This is a genomic window from Nonomuraea sp. SBT364 (genome assembly GCF_001083785.1).
In the GTDB taxonomy this organism is placed as follows: domain Bacteria; phylum Actinomycetota; class Actinomycetes; order Streptosporangiales; family Streptosporangiaceae; genus Nonomuraea.
The window spans coordinates 1-13,709 of sequence record NZ_LAVL01000205.1; the positions used below are offsets into that span (position 1 = coordinate 1).

General features: G+C 73.9%; 9 protein-coding genes. 4 read left to right on the plus strand and 5 right to left on the minus strand.

Features of this window, described 5'->3' with window-relative positions:
- The coding region (locus ADY59_RS42470) for a 4'-phosphopantetheinyl transferase family protein (protein ID WP_231619158.1) at positions 1 to 856 on the plus strand (856 nt) is incomplete at its 5' end.
- A 6-nt stretch (positions 857 to 862) separates the two neighbouring features.
- On the opposite strand, the gene ADY59_RS42475 is transcribed toward ADY59_RS42470, so the two are convergent.
- Positions 863 to 2,023: an acyl-CoA dehydrogenase family protein gene (locus ADY59_RS42475; RefSeq protein WP_049575489.1), complete on the minus strand. Its 1,161-nt coding sequence runs from the start codon at positions 2,021 to 2,023 to the stop codon at positions 863 to 865.
- 7 nt (positions 2,024 to 2,030) lie between these two features.
- Complete coding sequence (locus ADY59_RS52005) at positions 2,031 to 5,846, minus strand: SDR family NAD(P)-dependent oxidoreductase (RefSeq protein WP_053175687.1); 3,816 nt, start codon at positions 5,844 to 5,846, stop codon at positions 2,031 to 2,033.
- Positions 5,847 to 5,998: 152 nt separating this feature from the next.
- On the opposite strand from ADY59_RS52005, the gene ADY59_RS52010 reads away from it, so the two are divergent.
- Entirely contained in the window at positions 5,999 to 6,130 is a 132-nt protein-coding gene (locus tag ADY59_RS52010; RefSeq protein ID WP_269433688.1) for a hypothetical protein, read from the plus strand.
- A 122-nt stretch (positions 6,131 to 6,252) separates the two neighbouring features.
- Here the strand turns inward: ADY59_RS52010 and ADY59_RS42485 are convergent, their stop codons facing one another.
- The 3 genes from ADY59_RS42485 to ADY59_RS42495 are packed head-to-tail and all read right to left on the minus strand — an operon-like array spanning position 6,253 to position 12,597.
- Positions 6,253 to 10,959 carry a type I polyketide synthase gene (locus ADY59_RS42485; protein WP_197094114.1) on the minus strand — a complete coding sequence of 1,569 codons (4,707 nt, stop codon included), beginning with the start codon at positions 10,957 to 10,959 and terminating at the stop codon, positions 6,253 to 6,255.
- A gap of 32 nt (positions 10,960 to 10,991) precedes the next feature.
- Positions 10,992 to 11,777, minus strand: a complete 786-nt coding sequence (locus tag ADY59_RS42490; protein WP_049575493.1) for an ABC transporter permease — start codon at positions 11,775 to 11,777, stop codon at positions 10,992 to 10,994.
- Positions 11,767 to 12,597 carry an ABC transporter ATP-binding protein gene (locus ADY59_RS42495; RefSeq protein ID WP_231619159.1) on the minus strand — a complete coding sequence of 277 codons (831 nt, stop codon included), beginning with the start codon at positions 12,595 to 12,597 and terminating at the stop codon, positions 11,767 to 11,769. Before ADY59_RS42495 ends, ADY59_RS42490 begins: the two co-directional genes overlap by 11 nt.
- Before the next feature lie 190 nt (positions 12,598 to 12,787).
- Here ADY59_RS42495 and ADY59_RS42500 point away from each other — a divergent pair, with 190 nt between their 5' ends.
- Both ADY59_RS42500 and ADY59_RS42505 read left to right on the plus strand, forming a co-directional pair.
- Entirely contained in the window at positions 12,788 to 13,441 is a 654-nt protein-coding gene (locus tag ADY59_RS42500) for a phosphotransferase (RefSeq protein WP_053175690.1), read from the plus strand.
- Between the two features lie 50 nt (positions 13,442 to 13,491).
- Positions 13,492 to 13,709, plus strand: a 218-nt coding sequence (locus tag ADY59_RS42505) for a DUF1707 SHOCT-like domain-containing protein (RefSeq protein WP_049575498.1), incomplete at its 3' end; no start/stop codon positions are given.

The following is a 13,709-nucleotide window of genomic DNA, read 5'->3' on the forward strand; positions in this document are numbered from 1 at the left end:
CGCCTGCCCCGCTTCGGCGGACTGCGCCGCCGGTGGGCGCCGCTCGCGTGCCAGGGGGCGGGCCAGGGCAGGGGTGGAGGCGCGGGTGTCGCCGGTCCGCGTGGACGGCGCGGACGGCGCGGACGGCGCGGACGGCGCGGACGGCGCGGACGGGGTGCGGGTGTGGCGGGTGGATCTGGACCGGGCCGGCGCCTCACGGGGGTGGCGGCTGCTGTCCGGGGAGGAGCGCGAGCGCGCGCTGGCGTTCGCCGACGCCGCCGAACGCCGCCGTTACGTGGTGGCGCACGCCGCCCTTCGCACGGTGCTGGGCGGGGTGTGCGGCATCCCCCCGGCCGGCCTCGCCTTCGCCCGCGACGACTCCGGCCGCCCCTGCCTCCTGCCCGCCGACGGCGGACCGGCCGATGGGGGAGCGGCCGATGGGGGAGCGGCCGATGGGGGAGCGGCTGATGGGGGAGCGGCTGATGGGGGAGCGGGGCTGGACTTCAATCTGTCCCACTCCGGCGGGTGGGCGCTCGTGGCCGTCGCGCCGCCGGGCGCCCGCGTCGGCGTCGACGTGGAGCGCGTCCGCGCCGACGCCGACCACCTGGCGCTGGCCAGGCGCTTCTACCAGCCCGAGGAGACCGCCCGCGTCAAGGCGGCGGGCCCGGGCGAGTTCTTCCGCCTGTGGACCGCCAAGGAGGCCTACGTCAAGGTGTCCGGCGCCGGCCTGGCCGCCCTGAGCGACGTCCTCGTACGCGAAAGGAGCGCGACGCACGCCACCGTGCTGTCGCGCTCCGCGCGCTTCCCCGAATGCCGCGTCCGCTGGCTGGACGTGGCACCCGGCTACGCCGCCGCCGTGGTGACGGCGGCGGCGTGAGCCGGTTCACGACCGTTTCGACACCGGCACCACGTACCGGCTGAACACCAGCTCGCGCAGCACGTCGTCACCGCCCTCGACGATGGACACGTACCGCATGTCCCGCAGCAGCTTGCCGATGACGGACTCGTGCGTGTAGCCGAGCCCGCCGAACATCTCCGACGCCGCCGAGGCGATCTGCCACCCCGTCTGGCCGCAGAACATCTTCGCCGTCAGCGCCTGCTTCAGCGTGCCGAGCCGCAGGAACTCCTCGCCCGCGTCCGGCCGGGCGGCGATCGCGTCGTAGGCGCGCGCCGCCGCCAGGCACTGGTTGGCCATGACCTCGATCTGCATCTCGAACTGGCCCAGCCGGCTCGCGAACACCGCGTTGCCGGTCAGCGGCGCGCCCTTGACCGTCTTGGCGGCGCCGTACTCCATGCACACGTCACGCACCCGCCGGGCGACGCCGAGCGCCGTGGCCGCGATGAGGATGCGGCTGGCGTTCAGCCCCACCTCCAGCAGCCGCAGCCCGTTGCCGCGCAGCACGTTCCCGGCCGGGACGCGGACGCCCGACAGCGAGACCTGGTAGGTCGCCGACGAGCGCAGCCCGATCACGTCCCAGCGCTTGTCCACGGTGATGCCGGGCGTGTCGCGCGGCACCAGCACGGCCAGGTAGCCGGCCGGGTCGTCCGGCGCCCGCGCCACCACGACGAGGAAGCGGGCGAAGCCGGTGTTGGTGGAGAACGCCTTGGTCCCGTCGAGGACGATCTCGCCGCCCTCGGCCCGCGCCGTCGTGGTGATCCTGGCCAGCTCGCTGCCCGCGGCGTGCTCGCTGCCGAGCGTCGCGCAGAAGCCGTTGCCGGCCACGAGGTCGCCCAGGTGGCGTTCCTTGAGCTCGTCGCTGCCGTACCACGTCACCATGCTCGTGGTCAGCACCGGGATGAACAGGGTGAAGGCCACCCCGGCGTCGGCGTAGGCGAGCTCGGCGGCGATGCGCACGCTCTCCTCCAGTCCGAGGCCGAGCCCGCCCACCTCCTTCGGCAGCCACCAGTTGGCCAGGCCGGTGGCGCCGAAGCGCTCGTACAGCGGCAGCGGCGCCTCGGCCAGCGAGTCCAGGTACGCGTCCTTGCCCGCCAGCTCACGGCGGGCGAACCCCTGCACGGTCCGCAGGTACGCGGGCTGCTTCATCGGTCCTTCACTCCTGTTCGTCGCGGGCGTCGAGCAGCTCGGCGAGCTGGCGTACGGTCGGGCACTCCAGCAGGCCGGTCACCGGCACCGACGCGTTCAGCGCCTTGCGGACGCGGGTGGTGAGCTCGATGGCCAGCAGCGAATGCCCGCCGAGCTCGAAGAAGTTGTCCAGGGCGCCGATCGGCTCGATGCCGAGCACGCGGGACCAGATCGCCGCCAGCGTCGCCTCGGTGCCCTCGCGCGGTTCCACGTAGGCGTTGTTCAGCTCGGGGCGCGGGTGCCGCTCCTGGTCGTCCTCGTCGTCGCCCGCCTCGTGGATGTCGCCGGTGACCCACTGGGCGATGCGCGCGTCCAGCGAGCCCGTCGAGATGACGAAGTGGCCGGCGTGGCCCGCCGCCGACAGCGCCCGCTCGAACACGTCCACGCCCTCGGCCGGCGTCATCGCGTAGTCGATGACCGCGCCGCTGTGGCCTTCGATCCGGTCCGGGTCGATGTTCCAGGTGTCCCAGTCGACCGTGACCCACCGTCCGCCGCCGCTCGTGCGGGCGACCCGCACGTACGCGTCCAGGGCGGCGTTGGCGGCCGCGTATGGGCCCAGCGTCATGCCGCCGAGCACGGCCGCGATGGACGACAGCGTGATGCGGCGGTCCGGGCAGCGGTCGCCGAGCACCTTCTGCAGCACGTGGAAGCCGGTCACCTTGGCCGCCAGGTGCGCGTCGCACTGCTGCCGGTCCATCAGGTGCGCGAAGTTGAAGTAGGCGCCGTCCTGCACGCCCGCGCCGTGCACGACCACGTCGATGTCGCCGAACCGCTCGACCGCCTCCGCCACCACGGCGCGCATCCGCTCCTCGTCGGCCACGTCGGCCGACAGCGCCAGCACGGTCGCGCCCCGGCTCTCCAGGTCGCGGATGTTGCGGATGTGACGGGCCGTCCGTTCGCCGCCGGGCGGCACGTCCGCCAGGTAGGCGTCCCACTCCTGCCGGTCCGGCAGCGGGGAGCGGCCGGTCAGCACCAGCCGGCAGCCGTACGTGTCGGCCAGGTGACGCGACAGGACCAGCCCGACGTCGCCGAGCCCGCCGGTGATGAGCACCGTGTCGCCGTCGCGGAACGGCCGCCGCTCCGGGTCGAGCTCGGCCACCGGGTACGGCTCGTAGTGCCGCAGCCAGGTCTCGCCCGCGCGCACGGCCACCGGGCCCTCGTGCTCGCACACCGACGCGGCCAGCACCGCCTCGATCCCGGCGGTCCCGTCGTCGAGGTCGATGTGGCGGCAGCGCAGCCTCGGGTTCTCCTGCTGCAGGCTGGGGGCGAGCGCCGCCAGCGTGGCGTGCTCGGGGTGGCGCAGCTCGGCACCCGCGACGTTCACCGCGTGCGAGGTGAGCAGGACCAGCTCCGCCCTCGGCGCCGATCCGGTGTTGTCGACCAGCTCACGGGCCAGTTCGAGCGCCGAGTAGAAGCCCCGGTCCTGCTCGGCGGCGAAGTGCGCCACCGGGTCGGCGCCCGGCTCGCGCTCGGCCGAGGCCAGGCTGAAGCCGTGCACGATCGCGCGCGGGCTGACGACCAGCGAGTAGAGCAGCTCGGCGATGTCCCCGGCCTTGCCGGACCGGATCGTGAAATCGCCGTCGTCGTGCTGCTCGAACCGGTCCCCGTCGCGCACCGTCGTCACCTCGGCGCCGGCCAGCGTCAGCCGCTCGGCCAGCGCCTCACCGCGCTCGTCGGCGGCGAACACCAGCCACGGGCCGGCCTCGCGCAGCCGCTCGTCCAGCCCGGCGGCGGGCAGCGGCCGCTGCTTCCACGACGGCAGGTGGGTCCACTGCGACCGGTCGAAGGTCTTGCCCTCACCGGCCTGCTGGCGGGCCTGCCCGGCGGGCGGCTTGACCCAGAACCTGCGCCGCTGGAACGGGTAGGTCGGCAGTTCGACCCGCCGCCCCTCGCCGCCGTGCAGCTTCGCCCAGTCGATGACGCTGCCGGCCAGCCAGAGCCTGGCCAGCGCCGACAGCAGCCAGGTGGCGGCGTCCACGCCCTCCTCCGGCGCGACCGTCACCTCCTCGGCCTGCGCGTCGCCCTCGCCGATCACCTGGACGCCCACGCCCGCCAGCCCGTCGGCCAGCGCCCGCAGCGCCTCCTCCCGCCCCACGCTCCCGGCCACGGCGGACGCGGCGGACGCTGCCCCGGTGCGCAGCACGGCGCCTGCCGCCGCGTGCAACTCCGCCCACCAGGACTCCGGCACCCCCTCCTCCGGCACGGCCAGCCGTACCTTGGGGTTGCGCCGCTGGGTCTTGCCGTCGATCCAGCGGGACGGGTCGCCCAGCGCGGCGAGCGCGTCGTCGCGGTCGCGGCAGACGACCGCGCGGCGCAGCGCGAAGGCGCCCCGCGACACCTGCAGGGTGAACGCCACGTCCGCCAGGTCGCCCGGGTCCCCGGTCAGGTGCCGGCGCAGCCGCTCGGTCAGGTCCGTCAGCGCCTGGTCGTCGGCCGCCGAGAACACCAGCAGGTGCGGCCCGGGCCGGGCGGCCCGCTCCGGCCGCGGCGGCGCCTGCTCCATCACCACGTGCGCGTTGGTGCCGCCGAGCCCGAACGAGCTCACGCCCGCCCGCCGCGGGTGCGGCCCCGCCGCCCACGGCCGGTCCTCGGTCAGCACGGTGAAGCGGTCGCGCGCCGATGCCAGCGCCGGGTTCGGCGTCTCGTAGCCGGGCGTGCCCGGCAGCAGCTCGTTCTTCAGGACGAGCGCGGCCCGCATCAGCCCGGTGACGCCGGAGGCGCGGTCCAGGTGACCCAGGCTCGGCTTGACCGACCCCAGCACCGTCGGCGTCTGCCCGGCCTGCGTGAACACCCGGCTCATCGCCGCCAGCTCGATCGAGTCGCCCAGCATGGTGCCGGTCGCGTGGCACTCCACGTAGCCGACGGTCTCGGGCTTGACCCCGGCCACGCCCAGCGCCGACTCGATCACCTCGGCCTGGCCGTCCACGCCGGGCGCGGTGTAGCCGGCGCGCAGGCGGCCGTCGTTGTTGGACGCCGACCCCAGGATCACCGCGTGGATCACGTCGCCGTCGGCCAGCGCGTCGGACATGCGCTTGAGCGCCACCGCGCCGGCCCCGCTGCCCATGACCGTGCCGCCCGCCTCGGCGTCGAAGCTGCGCACCCGGCCGTCCGGCGACATGATGCCGCCCTGCTCGTACAGGTAGCCGGACGGCTGGGGGAGCGGCGTGAAGGCGCCGCCGGCCACGGCCACGTCGCACTCGTAGGTGAGCAGGCTCTGGCAGGCCAGGTGGACGGCGACCAGCGAGGTCGAGCAGAACGTCTGCACCGACACGGCCGGCCCGCGCAGCCCGAGCTTGTAGGAGACGAGGGAGGCCAGCGAGTCGCGCTCGTTGCCGATGGCCATCAGCAGCGCGCCGCCCGGCTGGGTGGTCAGGTGCTGGATGTTCTGCACCACGTAGTCGGGGAAGCCGCAGCCGCCGAACACGGCCACCTGGCCGGGCACGTCCGTCGGGCAGTAGCCGGCGCCCTCCAGCGCCTCCCACGAGCACTCCAGGAACAGCCGGTGCTGCGGGTCCATCGTCTCGGCCTCGCGCGGGTTGATGCCGAACACCCCGGCGTCGAACCGGTCGAGCCCGTCCAGCGGCCCGCCGACGCGGACGTAGCGCGGGTCGGCCAGCGTGCCGGGGTCCACCCCGGCCTCGCGCAGCTCGTCGTCGGTGATCGTGCGCAGGCCCTTGACCCCCGCCAGCAGGTTGTCCCACAGCTCGGTGACGCCGGAGGCGCCCGGGAAGCGCCCGGACATGCCGATCAGCGCGACCGCGGAGTCGTAGTCGGTCTCGGTCATCTTGTACCTCCGAGGAAGCCCCGCTTCAGGCGAGGGGGAGAATCGGACCCCTGCGGGCGGGACAGGGGGAGGCGATCTGCCATCAGCCGAACCGCCGTCGTATCGAACAAAAGCACGAATCGTGACTGACAGTGCGCGCCAGGACGCACGACGTGGCGCTGATCGTGAGGCGGGACAAGATGCCGCCGCACGTCCGCGACCGGGTGTGCGCCTGCGGGGCCATCCACGACCGGGACGTCAACGCGGGCAAGAACCTGCTCGCCGCCGGGCCGGCGGAGAGCTGAAACGCCTGTGGAGCTGGTGCGAGACCTCAACGAGAGCCTCCTCTCGAGCGGGCGACCGGCGGTGAAGCAGGACCCCTGACGGGCGGCCGTGGGACTCCCCCTCGTTCACGAGGGGGAGGATGTCAAGACGTCCTTCCGCTTCTGAGCATGTTGCGCCGCTGCGCGATCCTGGACCGCTGCTGTTCGCGGGCCTCGGCCGGCTGCTCGCCCGCCTCCTGGCCCGCCCTGGCCGCCTCGGCCAGCGAACTGATCGTCGGGGCCTGGTAGAGGATGTGCGGCGGCAGGTAGGACAGCTCCAGCGCCTTCCTGACCTCGGCGATGATCTCCATGCCGAGCAGCGAGTTGCCGCCGAGCTCGAAGAAGTTGTCGTGCACGCCGACCTGCTCCAGGCCGAGCGCCTCGACCCACACCTGGGCGATGGCCTCCTCCGTGGGCGACTGCGGCTCGACGTAGGCGGTCGACAGGTCGGGCCTCGGGTGCCGGCCGAAGGCGTCGCGGATCTTCTTCACCGTCGCCTGGTGGCTCTCGATGGACGAGCGGCGGCTCATCGCCACCATCGGCGCGAAGTCCTGGGTGGAGGCCACCACGTGCGGCTCGCCGCTGGCCAGCGCCCGCAGCAGCGTCTGCCAGCCCTGGTCGAAGGTGAGGCCGAAGTTCTCCCGGTACCACTCGAAGTACTGCCGGGAGCCCTCGTCGTAGTTGTCGAGCCCGTCGGTCCAGCCGTTCCACGTCCACTCGCACCAGTCGATCGAGGTGACGGTCACGCCGGGCAGCGGGTCGCTGAGCGCGAAGGAGTCCAGGAAGGCGTTGGCCGCGCAGTAGTCGACCTGGCCGGCGCCGCCGCCGGTCGCGGACGTCGTGGACGAGTACAGCGCCAGGAAGTCGACGGGCACCTCGCGCAGCACCTCGGCCAGCGCCAGCGTGCCCGCCACCTTCGGGGCCAGCACCCGGTCCATGTCGGCGACGGTCTTGAACTGCATGAGCCCGACCGCGGGCACGCCCGCGCAGTGCAGGACGCCGTTGAGCTCGCCGAACCGCTCGCGCGCCGCCTCGACGGCCCGCCGTACGTCCTCGACGCGGGAGACGTCGCCCGCGACGGTGAGCACGGACGAACCGGCCGCCTCCAGGCGGCGCAGCCCTTCCAGCCGTCTGCGGACCTCGCCCGCGGCGTTCCCGGAGGCCAGGATGGACTCCCACTCCTCGCGGGGCGGCACGGGTGTGCGGCCGAGCAGCACCAGCCGCGCCCGGTACTGCTCGGCCAGTCTCTCGGCCATCGCCAGGCCGATGCCGCCGAGCCCGCCGGTGACCAGGTAGACGCCGCCCTCGCGGACCCGGGCCGCCGGGGTCGCCTGGTCGATGACGGCCGCGTCGATGACCTCGTAGTCGGGGATCCAGCGCCGGCCGCCGCGCAGCGCGACCACCTGGTCGGCGGGGTCGGCGCGCAGCTCGGTGAGCAGCGCCCCGGTCACCGAGCCGGGGTCGAGGTCGATCAGCCGGGTGCGCGCCCTCGGGTACTCGACGGGGATCAGCCGGGTGGGACCGAGCAGGGTGCCGCTCGCGGCGTCGACGCGGTCGCCCGGGTGCACCCGGTGCGCGCCGGTGGTGACGATGTCCAGGCTCCAGCCGGGCAGCCCCAGGTCGCCGGAGGCGCGGGCGAAGGCGACCAGCGTGTGCAGGCCGCGCCGCAGGCTGTCGCCGATGGGCCGTTCGCCGCCGGCGTTCCACAGGTGCACGACCCGCTCGGGGGCCCAGTCGCGGCCGGTCAGCTCGCGCAGCGCGGCGACCGCGTCCTCGGGCGAGCCGGGCCGCACCCGCAGGCCGTCGGGGCCGCTGGAGTACTCCTCGCCCGGCCGCACCAGCACCACCTCGCGGCCGGTGGCCGCCAGGTGCGCGAGCAGCGGCGCGGCCAGCGCGTCGGCGGCGCCGTCGTCGGTGTAGACGAGCCAGCGGGACGCCTCCTCGGGCGCCGGCGGCCGCAGCGTGGTCTCGCGCCAGACCGGCGCGTGGATCCAGCGGGTGTCGGGCAGCCGGGGGTAGGCCTTGGCGATGCTCTTGGGGTCGCTCTCGTCGAAGGCGGGCCTGCCGCCGCCACCGCCCAGCGCCGACTCGTCGATCTCCAGCCAGTAGTCCTGGTGCTCGAACGGGTAGGAGGGCAGCGGGACGCGGCCCGGCGTCCAGCCCTCGTGCAGCGCGGCCCAGTCCACCGGCACGCCGGTCAGCCACAGCTTGGCCACGGCCGTGGCCAGCGCCGCGCCCGCGTCCTGCGTGTCGCCGGCGGCGGGCAGCGTGGTGACGATGAGCGGCCACCTGCCGCGCTCGCAGGCCGGGTGCCCGCGCGTCAGCGCGCCCAGCGACTGGCCGGGCCCGATCTCGGCGAGCGCCAGCTCCGGGATGCCGAGCACGTGGTCGAGCCCGGCGCCGAACTCGACGGTCTCGCACATGTGCCGCGCCCAGTAGCCGGGGTCGGTGACGTCCTCCTCCGTGGCGGGGGCGCCGGTCACGTTGCTCAGGTACGGCAGGGACGGCGGCCGCAGCGTGATGTTGTCGGCGATCCACGCGGTCAGCTCCCCGGCGACCGGGGCGAGCATCCGCGAGTGGAAGGCGTGCGTGGTCTCCAGCCGCCGGTGGCCGATCTTGGCCTCCAGCAGCCGCGCCGCCGCCGCCTCGACCGCCTCGACCGGCCCGGCCAGCACCAGCTGGGCGCCGGCGCGTACGGCCACGTCGAGGTCGCGCATGCCGTCCTCGCCGAGCAGCGAGGCCAGGCGGCGCTCGTTCGCCGAGACGGCCAGCATCGCGCCCTCGGGCTGGGAGGTGATGAGCTTGGCGCGGTAGGCGACCAGCCGCAGCGCGTCGGGCAGCGACAGCACGCCCGCCAGGCAGGCCGCGACGTACTCGCCCAGGCTGTAACCGATCATGATCTCGGGCCGCAGCCCCCATCGCATGAGGCGGCGCGCGAGCGCGTACTCGGCGACGAAGACGGCGGGCTGCACCAGGTGCGCGTCCGTGGTGGACCGCGGCGCGCCGCTCTCGGCGCGGCCCAGCAGCCTGGCCAGGTCGTTCGCCTGCTCCCCGGCGCGGTCGGCGGGCGCGAACACGTCCGACAGCTGCTCGGGGCCGGTGAGCCCGAGCACGGCCAGGCACTCGTCCACGTCGGCGCGGAAGCCGGGGTCCTCGGCGTAGAGGCCGGCGACCATGCCCGGATACTGCTCGCCGACGCCGGCGATGAGGAAGCCGACCTTGCGGCCGACCGTCGAGTCCGTACGGCCCAGCGGCCCGGCCGGGTCGGCGAGCAGCGCCGCGGCCGCGCCGGTCGAGTCGGCGACCACGACCTTGCGGTGGTTGAACACCTTGCGCCCGGCCTGCAGCGTGAAGGCGACGTCGGCCAGGTCGCCGGCCAGGTCGCCGGCGGTGCCCTCCAGGTGCTCGGCGAGCCGGGCGCAGGAGCGTTCGGCGGCGGCGGCCGAGCGGGCCGACACCGGCAGGATCTGCCAGCGGTGCGGCCGGGCCGGCCGGTCGGCGGGCAGCGGCGCCTCGGTGATGATCGCGTGCGCGTTGGTGCCGCCCATGCCGAGCGAGCTGATGCCCGCGATGCGCGGCCGGTCCTCCTGCCGCGGCCACGGCGTCGGCTCGGCGGTGACGCGGAACGGGCTGGTGGCGAAGTCGATCTCCGGGTTGGGGGAGCGGTAGTGCAGGGTGCCGGGGATCAGCTCGTTGCGCAGCGACTGGACGACCTTGATGAGCCCGGTCACGCCGGAGGCCCGGTCCAGGTGGCCGACGTTCGGCTTGATCGAGCCGAGCACGCAGTACTGCTTGCGGTCGGTCTGCCCGAAGGCCCGGGTCAGCGCGGCCACCTCCATCGGGTCGCCGACCTCGGTGGCGGTGCCGTGCGCCTCGACGTAGGAGATGTCGGCGGGGTCGACGCCCGCCCGCGTGAGGGCCGACGACACGCAGCGCCGCTGGCCGTCGATGCTGGGCGCCAGGTAGCTGAACTTCATCGCGCCGTCGTTGTTGATCGCCGAGGCGCGGATGACGGCGAACACCGTGTCGCGGTCGGCGACCGCGTCCGACAGGCGCTTGAGCGTGACGACCGCGGCGCCGTCGCCGAACATGCTGCCCCGGCCCTCGGCGTCGAAGGTGCGCACGTGCCCGTCGGGCGACTCCTGGCCGCCCTCCTCCCACAGGTAGCCGATCCGGTCCGGGATGCGCACCGACACGCCGCCGGCCACCGCCATGTCGCACTCGCCCCGGCGCAGGCTCTCGCTCGCCAGGTGCACCGCGACCAGCGACGTGGAGCAGAACGTCTGCACCGCGAGGCTGGGGCCGTTCAGGTCGAGCCGGAAGGAGACGTTCGTGGCCAGCGAGTCCTTGTCGTTGCCGATCATCAGGGCGGAGGTGTCGATGCCCATCTCGAACGCCCTGAGCCGGGTCAGCAGGTAGCCGCTGATGTTCATCCCGGCGAACACGCCGACGCTGCCCCGGCCCTCCGGGGCGGCGTAGCCGGCCGTCTCCAGCGCCTCCCACACGCACTCCAGGAAGATGCGCTGCTGCGGGTCGGCGAGCGTCGCCTCGCGCGGGTTGTAGCCGAAGAAGCCGGCGTCGAAGCCGCGGATGTCGTCGAGGATCGGCCGCGACCTGACGTAGTTCGGCTGCTGGAACGTGGCCGGGTCGACGCCCGCGCTGATCAGGTCCTCGTCGGAGAACCGCGTGAACGACTCGACGCCGGTGCTGATGTTGCGCCAGAACGTCCCGATGTCGGTCGCACCGGGGAAGCGACCGGCCATGCCGATGATCGCGATGTCGGTGTCGCCCGGTGAATGTCCGTGATCCATCAACATGCCTCTATTCACTGGAGTTGCGGTACTCACAACAGCCCGCCACGGCCCCAGCCGCGGGCGAGCCTGCGGGCGGCGAACACGCCGGCCAGCACGCCGATCACCAGCACGACGGCCGCCGGGCGCAGCGTGCCCGCCACGTCCCCGGCCACCGCGGACTGCATCATGATCAGCGCCCAGTAGCCGGGCGACGCGTGCGCGGCCAGCTGCGCCCATTCGGGCATGAGGCTCAGCGGCACCAGCGCCCCGCCCAGCGAGCTGAGCGTGAGCGCGCCCACGTCCGAGATGACGCTGAGCTCGCCGTGGCTGCGCACCAGCGTGGCCAGCACCGCGCCGATCGCCAGCAGCGCGAACGCCCAGACCAGGATGGCCAGGAGCACGAGGTGCGGCATCGACGGCACGGGCAGCCCGATCGCCAGGCAGCCGTAGACGAGCAGGATCGACTGCTGGGCGACCATCACCACGAACAGCGGGAGCGTCTTGCCGATGAGCAGCTCGGCCGCCGGGGCCTGGCTCACCCGCAGCCGGTCCCAGGTGCGCCAGGTGCGCTCCGACAGGATCGCGTTGCCCGCCAGCGAGATCGCGAAGACGGAGAACATGACCATCAGGCCGGTGGCCACCTGGGTGGCGCCGCCGTCCAGCGCCCTGACGTACAGCGGTTTGAGCACCAGCATCAGCACCATCGGCATGGCCACGTAGCTGATCATCTGGCCCGGGTCGCGCAGCCGGAGGATCAGGTTGTGCCTGGCCAGGGCGCCGATGCGGTGCAGCGAGCCGAGGACGCCCGGCCCGGGCCTGGAGACGTCAAGGAGCATCGTGGACCGCCAGGGATCGGTAGAGGTCGTCCAGGGACGCGTTGCGCACGTCGACCGAGCTGATCCGGCGGTCGGTGCGGTGCAGGAGGTCGATGAGCGTCGCCGCCGGGTCGGAGGTGGAGATCCTGATCTCCTCCTCGTCCTCCAGCGTCACCCGCACCTCGCCCGGAAGGTCCTTGGCCAGCTCCTCGTAGGTGCCGCGGGCGATGACCCGGCCGTCCCTGGCCACCGCGATCGTGGCCTGGAGCTCGGTCAGCTCGGGCAGGTAGTGGGTGGTGTAGACGACGGCCGCGCCTTCGCCGGCGCGCTGCTTGACGACGTCCAGCATCGCCTGCCGGGTCTCCAGGTCGGCGCCCGCGGTGGGCTCGTCCAGGAGCAGCAGGCCGGGCCGGTGCACGAGCGCGGTCGCGGCCTGCGTGCGCCGCTGCTGGCCGCCCGAGAGCTTGCCGGCCCTGCGGTCCATCAGGTCGGTGAGCCGCAGCATCACCGCCAGGTCCTCGATGGCCGAGTTCAGCGCGGCCCGGCGCAGGCCGGACAGCCTGCCGTACAGTTCCAGATGCTCGCGGACGGTCGCCGACGGATACAGCGCGATGTGCTGGGGCGCCACGCCGACCTGGCCGCGTACGGCGGAGGGCGGCTTGCCGTCGATGGTCACCGTGCCGCCGTCCTGGCGGATCAGGTGCGACACGATTTCGACGAAGGTCGTCTTACCCGCGCCGTTGTGCCCCAGAAGCCCGACGATCTCTCCGGCGGCCACGCTCAGCGTGAATCCGTCGAGTGCCTGGATTTCGCCATACCGTTTGACGAGGTCGGTTGCCACCAGCAACGTGTCACCTCCCCATATTCAATGGAATAGCAGGTGAGTGGGGGTTGAATCCATGTTCGTCTCACGTTAGCGATAAATAGCGGGCCGTCCGCTGGCAGCAAGTTGCCGGAAAAAGCGGTCACCGCCCTGAGGTACTGATTTAATGGCTTTACCGGCTAATCTGACTTATATGCAGGTTGGTTCGTTGATCGCTGCCGGATACGACTGCGAGATTTTCGACGCCGGCCCCGGCCGGGTCGTCCGCCGCTCGCGCGACGGCCGCAGCCTCGAACGCGAGGCGGCCGTCATGCGGCACGCCCGGCGGCACGGCTTCCCCGCCCCCGAGGTCCACGACGCCGACGGGGCCGACATCCTCATGGAGCACGTGGCCGGGCCGAGCCTGCTCGACGAGACGGCCCGCGCCCCCGGCCGGGCCGCCGAGCACGGCGCGCTCCTGGCCGCTCTGCTGCGGCAGCTGTCGGCCGTGCGGGCGCCGGGCTGGCTGCGGGCCGCCGCGGGCCGCCCCGGCAACCGGCTGCTCCACCTGGACCTGCACCCCGGCAACGTGCTCGTCACCGCCGACGGCCCGCGGGTCGTCGACTGGGCCAACGCCGCCAGGGGCGCCCCCGGCGTGGACGCCGCCTGCACCTGGCTCATCCTGGCCACCGCCCCCGTCGCCGCGCCGTCGCTGGAGGACGCGCGAGCCGACCTGCTCGCCGCCTTCCTCGACGGCGTCGACCCGGCCGCCGCCCGGCCGCACCTGAGGGCCGAGGCGGCGCGGCGGCTCGCCGAACGCGATCTCCCGGACGACGAGCAGGCCGGCATCGCCCGCTTCCTGGCCGGCGAGGCGCCCCCGTGACCCGGCCGCTTCCTCGCCACGTGTCCCAGTAGCCCCCCACGGAGGTTGAGATGGCAGAGCACCGCGACGTGCGGGCGCCGGACGACGACCGCGAGGCCGCCGCCCGCCGCCTGCGCCTGGCGGTCGAGGAGGGCTGCCTCGACCTCCCCGAGTTCGACGACCGCGTCGGCCGGGCGCTCGGCGCCACCACCCGAGGCGAACTCGCCGTGCTCCTCGCCGACCTGCCCGCCGAGCGCCCGGCCGACGCGGTCGTCGAACTCGGGGAGGT

Bases quoted from the DNA above. Each gene is read 5' to 3' on its own strand.
- ADY59_RS42490 (WP_049575493.1), bottom strand. From the start codon at position 11,777: ATGCTCCTTGACGTCTCCAGGCCCGGGCCGGGCGTCCTCGGCTCGCTG.
- ADY59_RS42475 (WP_049575489.1), bottom strand. From the start codon at position 2,023: ATGAAGCAGCCCGCGTACCTGCGGACCGTGCAGGGGTTCGCCCGCCGT.
- ADY59_RS42485 (WP_197094114.1), bottom strand. From the start codon at position 10,959: ATGGATCACGGACATTCACCGGGCGACACCGACATCGCGATCATCGGC.
- ADY59_RS52005 (WP_053175687.1), bottom strand. From the start codon at position 5,846: ATGACCGAGACCGACTACGACTCCGCGGTCGCGCTGATCGGCATGTCC.